Annotated in this window: 17 protein-coding genes and 1 riboswitch; of the genes, 4 read left to right on the top strand and 13 right to left on the bottom strand. The window is 45.3% G+C overall.

The genetic code is table 11. The annotated features are described in order from the left end of the window. The first annotated feature begins 38 nt into the window (after positions 1–38). Complete coding sequence (locus AC6R16_RS09325; protein ID WP_500674231.1) at positions 39–851, top strand: hypothetical protein; 813 nt, start codon at positions 39–41, stop codon at positions 849–851. Positions 852–1,000: 149 nt separating this feature from the next. Next, on the top strand, positions 1,001–1,759 hold the full coding sequence (locus AC6R16_RS09320; RefSeq protein ID WP_500674230.1) for a substrate-binding periplasmic protein: 759 nt from the start codon (positions 1,001–1,003) through the stop codon (positions 1,757–1,759). Between the two features lie 68 nt (positions 1,760–1,827). Here AC6R16_RS09320 and udp read toward each other — a convergent pair whose 3' ends face one another. The 5 genes from udp to nrtS all read right to left on the bottom strand — a co-directional run bounded on the left by udp (position 1,828) and on the right by nrtS (position 7,504). Beyond that, on the bottom strand, positions 1,828–2,586 hold the full coding sequence (gene udp, locus AC6R16_RS09315; protein WP_500674229.1) for a uridine phosphorylase: 759 nt from the start codon (positions 2,584–2,586) through the stop codon (positions 1,828–1,830). 260 nt (positions 2,587–2,846) lie between these two features. Continuing rightward, entirely contained in the window at positions 2,847–5,147 is a 2,301-nt protein-coding gene (locus AC6R16_RS09310; RefSeq protein ID WP_500674228.1) for a zinc/cadmium/mercury/lead-transporting ATPase, read from the bottom strand. Between the two features lie 57 nt (positions 5,148–5,204). Continuing rightward, positions 5,205–6,671, bottom strand: a complete 1,467-nt coding sequence (locus AC6R16_RS09305) for an MATE family efflux transporter (protein ID WP_500674227.1) — start codon at positions 6,669–6,671, stop codon at positions 5,205–5,207. 86 nt (positions 6,672–6,757) lie between these two features. Then, the gene (locus tag AC6R16_RS09300; protein ID WP_500641699.1) at positions 6,758–7,174 is read right to left on the bottom strand and encodes a CBS domain-containing protein; all 417 of its coding nucleotides are present in this window, start codon (positions 7,172–7,174) and stop codon (positions 6,758–6,760) included. A gap of 126 nt (positions 7,175–7,300) precedes the next feature. Continuing rightward, on the bottom strand, positions 7,301–7,504 hold the full coding sequence (gene nrtS / locus AC6R16_RS09295) for a nitrate/nitrite transporter NrtS (RefSeq protein WP_500674226.1): 204 nt from the start codon (positions 7,502–7,504) through the stop codon (positions 7,301–7,303). 84 nt (positions 7,505–7,588) lie between these two features. On the opposite strand from nrtS, the gene AC6R16_RS09290 reads away from it, so the two are divergent. Further along, a complete protein-coding gene (locus AC6R16_RS09290) occupies positions 7,589–8,566 on the top strand; it encodes a sensor domain-containing diguanylate cyclase (RefSeq protein WP_500674225.1) in 978 nt (325 codons plus the stop codon). A gap of 24 nt (positions 8,567–8,590) precedes the next feature. Here AC6R16_RS09290 and moaE read toward each other — a convergent pair whose 3' ends face one another. The 5 genes from moaE to moaA all read right to left on the bottom strand — a co-directional run bounded on the left by moaE (position 8,591) and on the right by moaA (position 11,370). Beyond that, the gene (gene moaE, locus AC6R16_RS09285) at positions 8,591–9,052 is read right to left on the bottom strand and encodes a molybdopterin synthase catalytic subunit MoaE (RefSeq protein ID WP_500641696.1); all 462 of its coding nucleotides are present in this window, start codon (positions 9,050–9,052) and stop codon (positions 8,591–8,593) included. 2 nt (positions 9,053–9,054) lie between these two features. Then, positions 9,055–9,300, bottom strand: a complete 246-nt coding sequence (gene moaD / locus AC6R16_RS09280; protein WP_500641695.1) for a molybdopterin synthase sulfur carrier subunit — start codon at positions 9,298–9,300, stop codon at positions 9,055–9,057. Continuing rightward, positions 9,297–9,776, bottom strand: coding sequence for a cyclic pyranopterin monophosphate synthase MoaC (gene moaC, locus AC6R16_RS09275; protein ID WP_069666900.1), 480 nt, complete (start codon positions 9,774–9,776; stop codon positions 9,297–9,299). Before moaC ends, moaD begins: the two co-directional genes overlap by 4 nt. 15 nt (positions 9,777–9,791) lie before the next feature. After that, complete coding sequence (gene moaB, locus AC6R16_RS09270) at positions 9,792–10,304, bottom strand: molybdenum cofactor biosynthesis protein B (RefSeq protein WP_004748419.1); 513 nt, start codon at positions 10,302–10,304, stop codon at positions 9,792–9,794. A 76-nt stretch (positions 10,305–10,380) separates the two neighbouring features. After that, a complete protein-coding gene (gene moaA / locus AC6R16_RS09265) occupies positions 10,381–11,370 on the bottom strand; it encodes a GTP 3',8-cyclase MoaA (RefSeq protein ID WP_004748418.1) in 990 nt (329 codons plus the stop codon). Continuing rightward, a riboswitch (molybdenum cofactor riboswitch) is annotated at positions 11,359–11,494 on the bottom strand. (Overlaps the previous gene by 12 nt.) A 167-nt stretch (positions 11,495–11,661) precedes the next feature. Between moaA and AC6R16_RS09260 the strand changes: the two genes are divergently transcribed. Beyond that, positions 11,662–12,549, top strand: coding sequence for a YvcK family protein (locus AC6R16_RS09260; RefSeq protein WP_500641693.1), 888 nt, complete (start codon positions 11,662–11,664; stop codon positions 12,547–12,549). Here the strand turns inward: AC6R16_RS09260 and luxU are convergent. The 3 genes from luxU to uvrB form a co-directional block, all read right to left on the bottom strand. Beyond that, positions 12,535–12,876: a quorum-sensing phosphorelay protein LuxU gene (luxU, locus tag AC6R16_RS09255; protein WP_500674224.1), complete on the bottom strand. Its 342-nt coding sequence runs from the start codon at positions 12,874–12,876 to the stop codon at positions 12,535–12,537. The two genes, AC6R16_RS09260 and luxU, sit on opposite strands and share 15 nt — an antisense overlap. Then, positions 12,876–14,270 carry a quorum-sensing sigma-54 dependent transcriptional regulator LuxO gene (gene luxO, locus AC6R16_RS09250; RefSeq protein WP_500641691.1) on the bottom strand — a complete coding sequence of 465 codons (1,395 nt, stop codon included), beginning with the start codon at positions 14,268–14,270 and terminating at the stop codon, positions 12,876–12,878. Before luxO ends, luxU begins: the two co-directional genes overlap by 1 nt. Positions 14,271–14,531: 261 nt before the next feature. After that, positions 14,532–16,562, bottom strand: a complete 2,031-nt coding sequence (gene uvrB, locus AC6R16_RS09245; RefSeq protein ID WP_500674223.1) for an excinuclease ABC subunit UvrB — start codon at positions 16,560–16,562, stop codon at positions 14,532–14,534. Between the last annotated feature and the right edge of the window lie 52 nt (positions 16,563–16,614).

Genomic DNA, 16,614 nt, shown 5'->3' with positions numbered 1-16,614 from the left:
CTACCACTTTATAGGTAAACTATAACAAGGAGTTGGTTATGTTTGTGCTCTTTTCAATCATCATTTCTTTTGTCGTGCTAGCGACTTTATTCTACTTTTCGAAAAAGCGACATTCAGGTTTAGAAAGAAAATTTGAGATTTTAATCCTGCTACGGCAGTTACTGTTACTGAGTCGTCAACATAGAGCAATCACCCATCAGGCGTTGACCAGCCACCACTTTGATATTCACCAAAGTCAGCTCGAAGAAAACTACGATGCCATGATGGAGCGCTCGAACGAACTCATCGCCAGTGCTCAGTTTGAAAACAAGCCTATGTACCGAATTCTTCAATTGAAGCTGAAAAAGCTCCACAAAGAATGGGATCAGAGAACTGTGGCCCGTAATCAGGTGATTCATGGTAAGACCATCAGACACTGTATGTTCTTAATGGATGAAATTGCTATCGCATGGTTAATCGAGTCGGGGCGAGAAGATATCAGTGATGAGTACCATATGAACTGGCAGCAGGTACTCGATAGTATGGAGGTCCTAACCCAACTAAGAATTTCGATTCAAGACCTCCACTATCCAGAAGGTATGCTGAGAGTGAAATACTATTGCGATAAAACTAGGCGCAAGCTCAATCAACTATCGCTGATTAGCCCGCTTTCAATTGCTTCCCCAATAAGCTCTAAGGCAATGCATGCGCTTTCAGAAATCAATGCTAGTGATGAAATTTTAATGACAAACGAAGAGCTTTATCAGCTTACGACAGATATTTCGCTGATCATTTCTCAAGTCTACGATCAGATGTTGTCAGATATGACGGAAAGTTTGTATCAACCATTACCGAAACTAGCCTTCAGCTAACCCCTAAGGCTAAGGTGAGACGCTCCACAACACCTTGGCCTTATCTCCAAGCTCATTATAGATTCACCAATACCGCTTCTCTGCTACGCGCTTCTTTCACTAGCCATCTAAACTTGTTAGTAGGCGAATTCTGTATTTTAGGAACTGAGATGAAAAGGATAGCCGTAACGCTGTGTAGTTTGCTCTTAGTTTTTTCTGTTGAAGCAGACAACAAGATAGTTCGATTTGCGGTAGGAGACTGGGCTCCTTACACAAGCTCCTCTGAAAACCCAAGAGAGAAAATCTCCGAGCGCATCGTCATTAGAGCGTACGAAATCCAAGGTTATGAAGTGATTCTAAGTTACTACCCTTGGTCTCGTTCTTTGAGGTTAGCAAAACAAGGCACGTACGACGGAACTTTCCCTTGGATGTTCAATGATGAAAGAGAACAGTCATTCCTATATTCAGACGCCATGTTTAGCCAAAAAGTCGTATTTTTCTCTCATAAAGAGGCAAACTTCTATTGGCAAACGCTGAGTGACTTAACGAACTTTCATATTGGTGCAACACAGGACTACCAAGCAACTCATATTTTAATAACAGCAGGTGTCGAGCCCACAATTGAAAATACCGAGGAAAGCAATTTCGATAAGCTCGCTAAGCATCGTATTGATGCCTATCCAACAGGCCTGATCCGCGGCAAATACCTCATAGAGAAGTTATTATCAAAAGAAGAAGCAAGGGCGATAAGCATTGGTGACAAGCCCTTAGTTGAAGACAATATGTACATAATTTTCTCACGTCAAGACATACAACGCAGTAGAAAGTTAAGCGAAGTCTTTTCTAGAGGGTTAAAAGCGTTAATTGAAAGTGGGGAGTATGAATCGATTATCTTTGATAGTAATCGAATAAATGGAGCAGAAGATTAAACATCTATTCAATAAAGATAAAGCTCCGTAAAGTACGGAGCTTTAAAAGGAAAACTAGCGAGCTTTCTTTACAGCATTTTACGTGCAGCTTCTACCACAACTTTGATAGAGCGCGCTTCTGTCTCTTTTAGTGTAGAGTGATCTGGAATCTCTTTCTGTGTACGGTTGATGATAACACCCGCTACACAGCCTGCTTTAAGACCTGAGCTCGCACACATTGTCAGTAGCGTTGCAGACTCCATTTCGAAGTTAAGAACACCCATGTCTTGCCACTCTTTCATTGAGCCTTGGAAGCGCTTAACAACACGACCAGAGAACGTATCGTAACGCTCCTGACCTGGGTAGAAAGTGTCACTTGATGCTGTAACACCCATGTGAACCGCGGCGCCAGACTCTTCTACAGCTGCTTTCATTGCTGTTGCAACTTCAAAATCAGCGACTGCTGGGAACTCCATAGGAGCAAAGTGTAGGCTTGCGCCATCTAAACGAACCGAACCTGTTGATACGATCATATCACCCACGTTTACGTGTGGTTGAATCGCACCTGTTGTACCAACACGTAGGAAAGTACGAACACCAAGCTGCGCTAACTCTTCAACAGCAATTGACGTAGAAGGGCCGCCGATACCTGTTGAACAAACAACAACTGGTTTGCCGTCTAGTTCAGCACGGTAAAGCGTGTATTCGCGGTGACTTGCTAGGAATACTGGGTTTTCCATTTCTTCTGCAATCTTTTGTACACGCGCAGGGTCACCTGGAATGATCGCTAGTGTTGCGCCAGCAAGATCAGATTCAGTAACACCAAGGTGGAATACAGCTTGAGACATAGGGGGCTCCTTATTGTGGCGTAGTTGGGTTGCACATTAAACAACCGATACGCTCTATAAAATTCATCGGGTACAGGACATACTCTAGCGAACTCCTTGAAGCATTAGAGTGATCATCTTCACAACAACAACCGCAACAAACACCACCATTGCACATAAAAACGGTTTACATCACACTTTTACGCAATATCAAATCATTGGTTGCATAAAAAATAGCCCCTACATCAACAATGCAGGGGCTCTTTGCCGGGGAGATTTATCTAGTCTTGCTTTGACTTAAATTTCAGCAGCCTTAATGCATTAAGAGTCACGATAGCAGTCGCGCCACTATCAGCCAGCACCGCAACCCAAAGTCCAGTGATACCTAACAAACTCGTTACCAAGAACACGCCTTTCAAGCCAAGCGCGAGAGCAATATTCTGGCGAATGTTGTTCAAGGTAGCCCGAGAAAGCTCAATCATTCCAGCTAGTTCAATTAGGCGGTTGTGGGTAATCGCTGCATCAGCGGTTTCTAACGCGACGTCAGTACCTCCTCCCATCGCAATACCAATACTTGAGGCTTTCATTGCAGGGGCATCATTGATGCCATCACCGACCATCGCAACATTACCGTTTGCAGAAAGTTGCTCGACATAGCTGACTTTATCTTGAGGAAGCAGACTTGCCTTATAATCGATGCCAATCATAGAACTGATGGCTAACGCGCTACGCGGATTATCTCCAGTGAGCATAATTGAGTGAATACCCAAATCATTCAGCGCTTTCACTGCTTTGGCAGAATCATCACGCAGAGTATCTTGCCACGCGACCAAACCAATAGCTTTGCGCTTCGCCTCGATAGCAACTACAACCGTCTTTCCTTGACCTTCTAGTTGCTCAATCGTCTCAACCAAAGTGCTAGGTAACGTGATATCCACTTTACTTGGTGCACTCACCTGATACTCAACACCTGATACCACACCGCGCACACCACTCCCGACCAGAGCTTGCTTGTCTTCTGCCTCAACAATCTCTAACTCGAGTTGTTTGGCTTTGTTTACTAGCGATACCGCCAGTGGATGGCTTGACCCCACTTCAATTGCGGCAACTTTTTCTAATAGCGACTGCTCGGTCCAACCCTCTAATGCAACAATATCCGTTACTTCGGGTTTGCCTTTGGTTAGCGTTCCTGTTTTATCAAATGCAATGGTTTCAACGCGACCTAACTGTTCTAACGCTGCACCGCCTTTAATCAAAGCTCCTCGACGAGCGGCGGCGGCTAAGCCAGAAGTGATTGCGGCTGGCGTAGAGATCACTAATGCACAAGGACAAGCAATCAGAAGCAGTGCCAACCCACGATAAACCCAAGTTTCCCAAGGCTGAGCAAATAACAATGGTGGCGTAATGATCACTAATAGTGACACCAGCATCATCAACGGCGTATACCAGCGGCTAAACTTATCCAGAAAACGCTCTAATGGTGCTTTACGAGATTCTGCTTCTTCGATCAAATGGAGAATACGATCGATGGCATTCTCGCCCTGCTTTGAAGTAATGGTGAATCTCACCACTTTATCAACCGCCACCGCGCCTGCCATGACTGAGTCACCTTGATAGCGTTCAACAGGTATCGACTCACCAGTGAGTGCACTTTCATCAAAGCTCGCTACGTCACCGATAAGCTTACCGTCAGCAGGCAATCGTGCACCCGGTGAGACTTCAATTACATCACCAGGGTGTAGTTCACTTGCCGAGACTTCAATGCGCTGACCATTAACGATTTTAATCGCATTTTCAGGAACCAACTCCATTAATGCTTGGACACCACTACGGGCACGTGAAGCAGCAAAGGCTTCTAGCCGTTCACCAATGAGGAACAATAGCAACACCATCGCCGCCTCTACGGTTTCTCCCAAATAGAGCGCCCCAAGTGCGGCAACACTCATCAAGGTTTCTATCGCAAAAGGCGTCCCTGAACGTGCAAGGCTGATGGCTTTTTTACCTATCGGGTATAGTCCCGCCAAGCAGGTAATAACAAACATCCATTCACTAATTTGTGGAAGTGCTGGTTTAATTGCCGCAGCGATCGCCATAGCAGAAGCAATAGCGATAATCTGCGCGTTCTGCTCAAGCACAGACTTCCAACCTGTGGATACTTGTTTTGAAGACTTTGAGTTCGGACTGGTAAAGGTAAATCCAGTATCAAGGATGGTTTGTTCGACTAGCTGGGCAACACCGACGTTATCCGAAGTAATAATGAGTTTTTCGGTCGCAAAAAGGACTTTAGCCTCAACGATGCCATCGACTCGATTAACGGCTGTTTCTACTTTTCGAGCACAGGCTGGACAATCCATCCCCTCAATTTTCCAACTCTGGGTGTAACGCGCAGAGGAACTGGGCTCACCCTCTTCGTCAGCTGGGTCTGCACCACTGCTGCAGCTGTTTGAACTACAACAACTCGACTCGGCACTGGCAACCTCTGCCATTTTAATGGTTGAAATCTTAGGACTAGCGCAAGAGCCTGATTGAGAGGGGTTAGCCGCAACTTTGTCTGAGCGGCATGCTTGATGTTTAGTGCACATATGTTTATCTCCATTCACTGTACACTATGAGTGTAAACCTTGGAGCCTACTCCAAGGTCAAACTTTTTCTGCCGTTTGTTGCGAAATTTCTGTTGTTGCAGCAACGTCATCTATTAAAACCGCATCATGACTACAGAAGGGCTGACTGTTTACACTGGTAATCGAAGGATCTGAAGCTTCATGTTCAAGGCAGGTTGAGCGCATCAAGTCCGAAATATGTTTACGCAGCACAACGATCGCAATCAAACCAAACACTACAGTGCCAATTGCCTGACCGTAAAGCACCCCAAGAGCACCAAACCAGAACGCCCCCAGATGGACAAAGGGTAGAGTTCCCAGCGTCGCTTTGCCTAAGTTCAGGGCCGTTGAGTACAGCGGCTTGCCTAGATTGTTGAACGAGGTATTAGCAACGAACTGTGCGCCGTTGAAAATAAAGCTCACCGCAACATAGGTACAAAACGCCGCAACAATAACTTGCGCATCTCCGTTTAGACTGAACATACGAATAATCAAATCTTGAGCGAAGTAGAGAATGATACAAACAACGATGGTGTAAAGAGTAGTGACAATTAAAGAGTTATTGAGTGTCTCTTTAACTCGATCCATACGCTCAGCGCCGTAGTTTTGACCGATAATCGGCCCAACCGCCCCTGAAAGCGCAAAAATTACCGCAAAACAGACTGGTGTCAGTCGACCTATCACGGCAAACCCAGCAACATAGTTCTCACCGAATTGGGCAATAGCTGAGGTAACAATCGCATTACCAATTGGCGTTGCAATATTGGTGATAATTGCGGGTATCGCAATGGCAATAATAATTTTCAGGTTGCTTAACCACACTTTGTAGTTAAATCTCGCTGCGAGTTTGTGTACACGGATAAGTGGGTAGATTGAGAAAAACAGCACAGTACAGCGAGCAAATACAGACGCAAGTGCCGCACCTTCTACATTCCAACCAAAACCGAAGATGAATATCGGGTCTAGAATCGCATTAACAATACCACCTGCCAGTGTTGCCCACATCGACCGTTTCGCATCGCCCGCCGCACGTAACCCCGCCCCCGCAGCCATAGCCACTGCGATAACAGGACCGCTAGGTAATATGATTCTTAAGTAGGCTTCCGCTCTCTCCGCAGCGATCCCATGAGCACCTATGGCTTGAAGCAACTCTGGAATATAGGCAAACATCACCGCTGCGACTATCACACTGATCGTCACCGCAGTGAACATAATACTTGTGCTCAGTTCACGCGCATGTTGCCGCTGCTTGGCACCAATTGCTTTAGACACCAGCGCCCCCATCGCAATGGAAGTACCGATCGAGATGGAGGTTGAAAAGAAAACTAACGTTCCTGCAAAGCCTACCGCAGCGGCGAGTTCAACCTGACCCAACATACTGATAAACAACATGTCGATAAGGTCGACCACAAATAGTGCCATTAGGCCAACCGACCCTGCCCCCGACATAACCAAAATATGTCGCATGGTTGATCCTTCAACAAATTTGGCACTTTGGTCAGACATTCAGCTCTCCTGTTAGGCTTTGCGCTTAGCAACAAAAAAGAAGAGGTGCAAATGAGCACCTCTTACCTATTTAGTGGATCAATATGTTACACCGGATGTTTAAAGCAATCTTCGATATTTTTACCAATAGCACGTAAAACATCTCTACGTGTGATGATTCCTACTAGTTTACCGGAGTCAATCACAGGATAAACTTTTGGTCGGCCTACTTTCATCATCTCTGCAAGTTCAATAATCGAGGTCTCTGAGGTAACCGACAGCACTTCTGGGTGCATACAGTCTGAGACGATATGGGTGTCTTGGCAGTAATAGCTGACCTTGAGGAGCTTATCGAGTAAGTCCTGACCAGAGAGGAAACCAATCACTTCCTTTTTGTCGTTGAGAACCGGACCGCCCAAGTATTTTGAGTTCATAACCTTTTCTAGAGCGGCACTGAGCGACATCTCCGGCGTGAAGGTTACCGCTTGCAATGTCATATAGTCTTTTACTTTCAATGATTCCATCTGTGTCTCCTTAACGTGCAAGCTTCGCTGCATATATTGTAATTGTTGTCTAATTTCTTGATTTTACTAAATGGAAAACAACAATTTTTACAATAGGTGCTGACTATCACGTTTCACAAACCGCCACTATTCGCATTGCGCCTTAGCATCACGATTAGCCAACCAGCTACTAAACAATGAAACACCAAAAGGCACACAGTAGGTCAGACAAGCCTTCAGCCAGTTAAAGCTCGATGTTCCAAAAATCGCGTCATATTGATTAATGATATTGAGCAAGGTTCCCACCACCAAAGCAATGATGAAGGCTCTTTTAAACACAATCGAATTCATCTTTCATCCTTTAGTGACATGCGTTCCAAGATTAACTGTCTAAACTATAAGTAGCTGCATCATAAAATACATGGGGGATAAGACGTGCACTCTACATTTTCTGCTCAGATCGCCAATAATCCCGATATGATGCACGTTGTGTTTGAATCACTCCCAGAACCGACATTTCTTATCGACAAATCAGGTACCTACGTTGAAGCTTGGGGAGGGAGAGACAAAAGACGTCATCATGACCCTGCCGCGGTGGTTGGCCTCAATCAATATCAAGTGTTACCCGCTGACAAAGCTATTTGGTTTAGCCAAGTCATCGTTGACGTCATTGACAGCCAAACTGCATCCGAGCTTGAGTACAGTTTAGACCCAAAAGATCTGCGCTGCTTTGATGGCGTTGAAGGACCTCAACAGCTTCAACATTTTAGTGCGCTTGTGATCCCATTACCCAATACGTCGCTTGTACTGTGGACGGTGAGAAACATCACTGAATATAAAAGGGCTTTAGATAAGCTGGCTCTCCAGCAGCTAGAGCTCGAAAAGCTGACTTACATCGACCACCTCACCCAAATGTATAACCGCTACGCATTGGACGTGCTTCTGCCAGAAGCGATTGAACTGGCAAAACTGAAATTGATTGGTTCAGCAGTACTGATGATCGATATCGACTGTTTTAAGCAGTACAACGACAGTTATGGTCACTTGAAAGGTGATAAAGCACTCGAAACATTGAGCAACGCAATTCGCGCTTGGGCAAAAAATGATGACCTTTGCTTCCGTTACGGTGGGGATGAGTTTTTGGTATTTATGCCTAATGTTACCGAATCAGGAAGCATCGAACGGGCAGAGTTACTGCAAGAGGTGGTAAAGCAGCTGGCAATCCCTCACCCTTCATCATCCGTCGGTAACAACTTTTCGATTACAATTGGCATTCAACACTGCCATATAGTGCCGCAAAATATGGACGCAGAAAGATTTATTTCGATAGCAGACAAAGCACTCTTCTACGCTAAAGGGCGTCAGCGTGGCTCAATTCATCAATTAACCGACAATAAAAAAAGCTCCTGTTGATAGGAGCTTTACATTTGAACTTGTTTAAGGTTCCTGTTGCCAGCGCTCTGCGGCTTTCGCATCTGAATCTCTCGAATCCACCCAACGGGTTGATTCTGTCGTTCGCTCTTTTTTCCAGAATGGTGCTTTGGTCTTAAGGTAATCCATCACGAATTCACACGCTTCAAACGCCGCACCTCGGTGAGCACTTGAAACACCAACGAAAACTATCTGATCGCCAATATCTAAATCACCGACACGGTGAATGACTCGAATATTGAGAAGCGGCCAACGCTGCTGAGCTTCGTCACAAATTTCACCAAGAGCCTTCTCTGTCATACCTGGGTAATGTTCAAGAGATAGACCAGTGACGTTATCACCTAGGTTCATATCACGTACTTTACCAGTAAAAGTGACAACAGCCCCTGCTGACGTGCCTTGCGCAAGAGCCTCATACTCACTGCCAACAGAAAAATCTTCAAATTGAACTGAAACGCGATTGTCCATGACTACCCCCCAGTTACCGGCGGGAAAAACGCCACTTCGTCACCTGACTGAATTGGGTGCTCAAGAGGAACAATCGATTGGTTCACCGCTGCCAGTAATTTGCCTGGCTCTAAAGCAAGATCCCACTTACCTTCTTGCTCTACCAAGTGACTACGCAATTCTTCTACCGTAGAGAAGTTACCTTCAAGCTGGAGTTCATCCATCCCTACTAATTCACGAGTTTGAGCGAAAAATAGAACCTTAATCATGACTCCACCTTAAAGTGTCCAGATTTACCACCCGTTTTTTCTAGTAAACGGACTTGTCCAATCACCATATCTTTCTGTACCGCTTTACACATATCATAAATGGTTAACGCAGCAACAGAAGCGGCAGTCAGGGCTTCCATTTCAACCCCTGTCTTACCCGCTAACTTACACACAGACTCAATACGAACCATATTTTCAGCTTCGATCGCTTCTAGCTGCACTTCAACTTTTGACAGCAGTAATGGGTGACACAGTGGAATTAAATCCCAAGTTTTCTTCGCTGCTTGAATACCGGCAATGCGCGCGGTCGCAAACACGTCACCTTTATGGTGAGAGCCAGACACGATCAATTGCAAAGTCTCAGGTGCCATATGCACAAAAGCTTCAGCGCGAGCTTCGCGCACCGTCTCTGCTTTGGCCGATACATCAACCATGTTTGCTTCACCAGAAGCGTTGATATGAGTGAATTCGCTCATTAACTGCTCCTAAGATTAAACCGCTAGGTGAGGCATAAAGTTACATGGGCGGTGGCTTGCATCAAGTTGTTGCTTGATGATCTTTGTCCAACCAGTACGGCACGCGCCCGTAGAACCCGGCATAGCAAAAATCACAGTATGGTTAGCAAAACCCGCGATAGCGCGAGATTGAATGGTAGAAGTACCAATCTCTTCATAAGAGACCATGCGGAAAAGCTCACCAAAACCTTCGACTTCTTTGTCAAATAGAGGTTTTAGCGCTTCAGGCGTGCTATCACGAGAAGTAAAACCTGTACCGCCAGTAATCATTACAGCTTGCACATTTTCATCCGCAATCCACTGAGAGACGATAGCGCGAATCTTGTACATATCATCAATAACAATCTTCTTATCGACAATGTTATGACCCGCTTCTTTTGCATTCTCAACTAGGTAGCCACCTGAAGTATCGTTTTCTTCAGTGCGCGTGTCAGAAACGGTTAGAACTGCGATATTTGCTGGTTGAAATTTGCTTTCTGCGTGACCCATTTGTTCACCTATAGTTTTGTCAAAGTCAGTTCATGCTCACTCATACGTGAACACGAAGTTTGATTAATGAAATGTATCAGCCGCCGATCGAGGCCAAGTGCGGAGTCATGCCAGAGTTTCCATCATGGAGGAAATGGCTCACCGACTTGGTCTGCAGCTGCTGTTGAATTCTTTCGATTAGTTCTGGTTCTTGAGCGTCTTGTTGAAGTAAATCGCGTAACTCAACGCCATGATCACCAAACAGACATAAGTGAAGCTTACCTTTAGCGGATACACGCAAGCGGTTACAGCTTTCACAAAAGTCTTTTTCATACGGCATGATCAAACCGATCTCACCTTGATAATCAGGATGGACAAAAACCTGAGCAGGACCGTCGTTCTTATCTCGCACTTTGAGTAGCCAGCCATTGGCTATCAACTGATTGCGAATCGCGACACCGGAAACATGGTGACGTTGGAACAGTTCATCCATTTCCCCGGTTTGCATCAGCTCGATAAAGCGAAGTTGGATTGGACGGTCTTTAATCCAGTTTAGAAAGGCGGGTAACTCGTGCGCATTCAGATCCTTCATCAATACAACATTGACTTTGACCTGGTCGTAACCCACCTCAAAAGCGCGGTCGATGCCCGCCATCACTTGAGTAAATTTATTTTCACCTGTGATTTGATGGAACATGCGAGGATCTAAGCTATCAACGCTGACATTAATATGTGTCAGCCCCGCCTCTTTCCAATCAGCGACTTGCTTTTCCATTCGATAACCGTTGGTTGTCGTCGCCACTTTGCGAATGCCCTGCGTTGAAGCCACGGTATGAATAATATCGTTGAAGTCTTTGCGTAGGCTCGGCTCTCCACCAGTAATTCGTACCTTTGAGGTACCGCAATCGGCAAACGCCCTAACGACACGCTTTATCTCAGGAAGAGCTAAAAAAGACGAGTTTTTTTGCCCGGAAGGCTTATAGCCATCAGGCAGACAATATGTGCATTTGAAGTTACAGACATCTGTAACGGAAAGTCGCAAGTAATAAAACTTACGATGGAATCTATCTTCGAATTGTTGCGCCACGGAACACCTTTCCAAACACGGGAGGCATAATCATTTCCAAGTATGCCCTTGTGACAACATGTCACTGGCTCAATAGGCTTATCACTTTGGACTTAGCTTATAGAGCTCGGAGTTATGGCAACTACCTATCATTTTCGGTAGTGCTGATAAATAAAATACTTAATAATTGTGTGTGATTCTACCCTCAAATTGAAAAAATCGTGCTTGGAGCCCAATTTACCCAATATTGAGTATTGGTTGTTAATGCAATAATCTAAATTGTAGTTGGTTATGAATAAAAAGAAGCTCAGCATGACAATTTACGCTAGCAATAAAGTGGTCGCTGTCGGTGGAGGCCACGGCCTTGGACGTATGCTCGCGGCACTCAAAGATTTTGGCTCAAACGCAACGGGGATTGTTGCCACCACAGATAACGGCGGCTCCACCGGTCGCATTCGCCATTGCCAAGGAGGCATTGCATGGGGTGATACGCGCAACTGTATCAACCAGCTTATCACTGACCCTTCCATCAGTTCGATGATGTTTGAGTACCGCTTCAAAGGTGCCGGTGAACTTGATGGACACAATCTAGGTAACTTGATGCTCACGGCTCTCGACAACCTTTCTGTCCGCCCTCTAGATGCCACAAACCTGATTCGAAATATGCTTAAGGTCGATGTCAATATCATCCCTATGTCTGAACACCCTTCTGATTTGAAAGCACTCGCACCAGATGGACGTTGGGTCACGGGCGAGACCAGTGTTGATGAAATGCCAGAAAAGCTGATTCGACTCGATCTTGAGCCCGAGGTCCCTGCGACCAAAGAAGGTGTACAGGCTATTGAAGAAGCTGACGCGATTATTCTTGGTCCGGGCAGTTTCCTAACCAGTATTATGCCGCCACTGCTGCTACCTGAAGTAGGACGAGCGATTGCAAATAACCGCAAAGCAAAGCTGGTGTTTGTCGAAAACCTTTCCCCAGAGTACGGGCCTGCTGGACATATGACATTACAAGAAAAATTGGAATGGTGTGAACGTTCTTGTCAAGGACGCAAAATAGATGTGGTTTTAGGTGAAGAGCCTCACCCAGAGTTAGAAGGTTGGAATTGTGTGACAACACCGTTAGCTTCACCCAATCGCGACTGGCGTCACGATAGGGCTAAGCTGCAACAGGCCATCGAATGGTTACTGGTTGAATAACTGCTGATATCTCTGCTGGGTTTCACTCAGTAGAGATAACATTTGTTGCTTATTGCTTTCTGACTCAAGGGAAGTACCAGATTTAGCACTAGAGTCTACCTCTACCGAATACGCGCGAAGTGCTTCTGCGCCAAAACTCGCTGCACTGCTTTTTAACGCATGACTTATCTCTTTTAAGTATTGCTCTTGCTCTTGTCCTTCGATTTGCGACAGCTTATTGATATACATTTGCAACTCGTTCAAAAATATTTCAAGCAAAACAGGTACATTTTCCGCGCCAATTTCGCTAGCGAGTCGGTCGATTTTGCTTTGATCTAAGATGTCCACTATTGTACTTCCTTGGCATTCCACGCTTGTAGTTTTCTGTAAATCGTTGATGGGCTTACATCCAAATAGCCGGCAGCTTTAGGGATGTTACCATCACACGCTTTAATGGCTTGTTCTATGGCATTTTTTTCTGTCAGCCACAGAGGAAATATATCTTGTACCGATACTGTTTCGTTTTGCGGCCGAGTCACTCTAATTTCATTTTTTGATGGCTGATTGAGCGGAGGTGGCAGCATGGCTAAATCAATCTCACGGCCATTATTCAACACAACCACATTGCGTAATACGTTTTGCAATTGACGCACATTACCAGGCCATTCGTAGCGCGAGAATCGATCAACGACTTCTGGTGCTAAACGGACAAAATCTTTACCCTCTTCCTTGGACATGAAACCCAGTAGTGAGTAGGCAATCTCGATGATATCGTCGCCACGCTCACGTAGAGGTGGCAAATGCAGAGGAATAACATACAAGCGATAATACAAATCTTCTCGAAAACGCCCTTCTTCCACTTCTTTCCATGGATCTTTATTGGTCGCGCAAACAAATCGCACATCCACGTTCTTCATCTTAGAAGAACCCACTTTTTGGAAAGTACCCGTTTGGATGAAACGGAGTAACTTGGTTTGTAGATCCAAGTCCATCTCACACAGCTCATCAAGGAAAAGTGTTCCACCGTCGGCCAGTTCAGCAGCACCTTGTCGATCGGTCGCCGCTCCTGTGAAAGCACCTTTAACGTGACCAAATAGCTCACTTTCAATCAGATCTTTCGGGATTGCAGCACAGTTGATGGCAATAAACGGTTTATCACCACGTTTACTGGTAGCATGAATCGCTTCAGCACAAACCTCTTTACCCGTACCACTTTCTCCAGTGATAAAGATACTGGCTTTACTGGTCGCTGCAGAGTCAATAGTCCTGTAAACCGCTTGCATCGTTTGACTACTACCGATAAAGCCTTGATAGCCCTGACTACCTGAATTGTCTCCGTCGTTTTTAAGCTTATTCGCTTTACGCAAAGCGTTGTTAACCGTTACACGGAGTCGGTCTGCTTCACAGGGTTTAATTAGGAAGTCTTGCGCGCCATGACGCATTGCTTCAACGGCGGTATCAATAGAACCATGCGCGGTCATAAAGATGACCGGCACATCCGGGTTCTTTTCTTTCACCGCGTGCAAAACATCCATACCTGTCATATCAGGTAACCGAAGGTCGAGCAGGATTAGATCGGGGGTTCTGAAATTGAGACTATCAATGGCATCACGACCGGTGCCAACGATGTTGATATCGATTTGTAGAGGAGTGAGATAAGAACGATACAGCGCCGCGACAGAGGCGGTATCTTCAACCATCAACAAATACTTTGAGTTTTTTGCTTGTGTATTATATTGCATAACCTAGCCAAGGCATTCTTCGCATTTATATAAATAATCGCATTGCGCTTTGCATTATGCAATTTAAAACACAAAATAGTCCTGAATAGGGTGATGAATGACGCATTTTGAGGCCAATTTAGTTTGGCATGCTATATGCTAAATCTACATTGACCCTCATGGGTCACCTAGCCAACTGACGTTGTTAGTGAACTTAGTATTCACAAATTACAGCCAGTAGAACTAAGTTTCTACTGGCTATTTTTTCGCCTTAAATTCGTGTTAGCTATTAACAATAAACTGTTTGCGAAGCTTATCTATCTCATCCCTTTTCTGTGCTGCAAGTTCAAATTCTAAGTCTTGAGCATGTTGATACATCTGCGCTTCTAGCTTACTAATCTCTTTATCAAGTTGTTGAGGTGTCATCACATCGTAGCTCTGCGAAGGCTCAGCCACTTTAGACAATGGCACTGTCTTACTAACGCGTTGCTTCTTACTCTTAGTAATGTCACCTAGCTCCATAATGTCTTTAACATTGCGCTTTAGAGCCTGAGGCTCGATGCCCATCTTCTCGTTGTAAGCTTGTTGTTTTTCGCGACGTCGGTTGGTCTCTCCCATCGCCTTGTCCATCGATTTGGTGATACTGTCCGCGTAAAGAATCGCTTTACCCTCCACATTACGTGCGGCACGACCAATCGTCTGGATGAGTGAACGCTCCGAACGCAAGAAACCTTCTTTATCAGCATCCAAAATCGCTACTAAGGAGACTTCTGGCATATCTAAACCTTCACGGAGTAAGTTGATCCCCACCAGCACATCAAACTCTCCAAGACGCAAGTCGCGAATGATCTCAACCCTTTCCACCGTATCAATATCTGAGTGAAGATAGCGAACCTTTACGTCGTGCTCAGTGAGATATTCAGTTAGATCCTCCGCCATTCTCTTGGTCAGAGTGGTCACTAAAACCCGCTCATCTTTCGCGGCACGAATTCGAATTTCTGAGAGCAGGTCATCTACCTGTGTCGCAACCGGACGTACTTCAAGCTGAGGATCGAGTAAGCCTGTAGGACGAACAACCTGATCAGCGATCTCACCATCAGACTTCTCTAGCTCATAATTACCTGGCGTTGCAGAGACAAATATCGTCTGAGGCGAAATAGATTCGAACTCTTCAAACTTCATAGGTCGATTGTCGAGTGCCGACGGTAGGCGGAAACCAAACTCCACTAGCGTCTCTTTCCGAGATCGATCTCCTTTGTACATTGCGCCGATCTGAGGCACGGTGACATGGGATTCATCAATGATCAGCAAACCATCGTGAGGCAAGTAATCAAACAGGGTTGGTGGCGGCTCACCCTCACTACGACCACTTAGATAGCGTGAGTAGTTTTCGATACCTGAACAAAATCCCAGCTCGTTCATCATCTCAATATCAAACTGAGTACGCTGAGAGATACGCTGCTCTTCGAGCAGTTTGTTGTTATCAAGTAAGTGCTTCTTGCGCCCCTCAAGCTCCACTTTAATGTGCTCTATCGCATCAAGAATTCGCTCTCTCGGTGTGACATAGTGGGTTTTGGGATAAATCGTGTAACGTGCCAAGTCACGCTGTTTGACGGCCCCTGTCAGTGGGTCAAACACACTAATACAATCAATCTCATCATCAAACATCTCGATACGCACCGCATCTTGATCGGATTCAGCCGGAAAGATATCAATCACTTCACCACGTACACGGAACTGACCGCGCTCAAATGCGACATCATTGCGGCTATATTGAAGCTCAGCAAGACGACGCAATATATCACGCTGGTCCATCACATCACCGCGGCGGATATGTAACATCATTTGCAGATAGGATTCAGGGTCACCCAAACCATAAATCGCCGACACGGAAGCAACAATAATCGCATCTTTTCGTTCTAATAGGGCTTTGGTCGCAGAGAGACGCATCTGCTCAATATGCGCGTTAACGGAAGCATCTTTCTCGATAAAGGTATCGGTTGTTGGCACATAAGCTTCAGGTTGGTAGTAATCGTAATAAGAGACGAAGTATTCAACGGCATTGTTAGGAAAGAAAGATTTCATTTCACCGTAAAGCTGAGCCGCTAACGTTTTGTTTGGAGCAAGCAAAATGGCTGGGCGCTGAGCGCTGGCTATCACATTGGCAAGCGTAAAAGTTTTTCCTGAGCCAGTTACACCAAGTAATGTTTGGTGCGCTAAACCAGAATCAAGGCCTTCAAGCAATTGCTCAATAGCGGTGGGCTGATCGCCAGAAGGCTTATAATCAGACACTAAATCAAAAACTTTGCTCATACTTCATCTCTGTCTAGTCATAAGGTTTAGTCACTATTGTGGCTGTATATAT

The sequence above is a fragment of the Vibrio sp. R10-SG3-ISO10 genome (genome assembly GCF_059834185.1).
The sequence above is the reverse complement of the archived record's forward strand: the minus strand, read 5'-3'. Positions and strand labels throughout refer to the sequence as shown.

What these genes read in the sequence shown, in the direction of transcription:
- AC6R16_RS09305 (WP_500674227.1), bottom strand. Translation starts at nt 6,671, where the DNA reads ATGTCTGACCAAAGTGCCAAATTTGTTGAAGGATCAACCATGCGACAT.
- AC6R16_RS09260 (WP_500641693.1), top strand. Translation starts at nt 11,662, where the DNA reads ATGACAATTTACGCTAGCAATAAAGTGGTCGCTGTCGGTGGAGGCCAC.
- AC6R16_RS09300 (WP_500641699.1), bottom strand. Translation starts at nt 7,174, where the DNA reads ATGGAATCATTGAAAGTAAAAGACTATATGACATTGCAAGCGGTAACC.
- luxO (WP_500641691.1), bottom strand. Translation starts at nt 14,270, where the DNA reads ATGCAATATAATACACAAGCAAAAAACTCAAAGTATTTGTTGATGGTT.
- moaD (WP_500641695.1), bottom strand. Translation starts at nt 9,300, where the DNA reads ATGATTAAGGTTCTATTTTTCGCTCAAACTCGTGAATTAGTAGGGATG.
- moaB (WP_004748419.1), bottom strand. Translation starts at nt 10,304, where the DNA reads ATGGGTCACGCAGAAAGCAAATTTCAACCAGCAAATATCGCAGTTCTA.
- moaE (WP_500641696.1), bottom strand. Translation starts at nt 9,052, where the DNA reads ATGGACAATCGCGTTTCAGTTCAATTTGAAGATTTTTCTGTTGGCAGT.
- uvrB (WP_500674223.1), bottom strand. Translation starts at nt 16,562, where the DNA reads ATGAGCAAAGTTTTTGATTTAGTGTCTGATTATAAGCCTTCTGGCGAT.
- AC6R16_RS09310 (WP_500674228.1), bottom strand. Translation starts at nt 5,147, where the DNA reads ATGTGCACTAAACATCAAGCATGCCGCTCAGACAAAGTTGCGGCTAAC.
- udp (WP_500674229.1), bottom strand. Translation starts at nt 2,586, where the DNA reads ATGTCTCAAGCTGTATTCCACCTTGGTGTTACTGAATCTGATCTTGCT.
- AC6R16_RS09325 (WP_500674231.1), top strand. Translation starts at nt 39, where the DNA reads ATGTTTGTGCTCTTTTCAATCATCATTTCTTTTGTCGTGCTAGCGACT.
- moaC (WP_069666900.1), bottom strand. Translation starts at nt 9,776, where the DNA reads ATGAGCGAATTCACTCATATCAACGCTTCTGGTGAAGCAAACATGGTT.
- AC6R16_RS09320 (WP_500674230.1), top strand. Translation starts at nt 1,001, where the DNA reads ATGAAAAGGATAGCCGTAACGCTGTGTAGTTTGCTCTTAGTTTTTTCT.
- nrtS (WP_500674226.1), bottom strand. Translation starts at nt 7,504, where the DNA reads ATGAATTCGATTGTGTTTAAAAGAGCCTTCATCATTGCTTTGGTGGTG.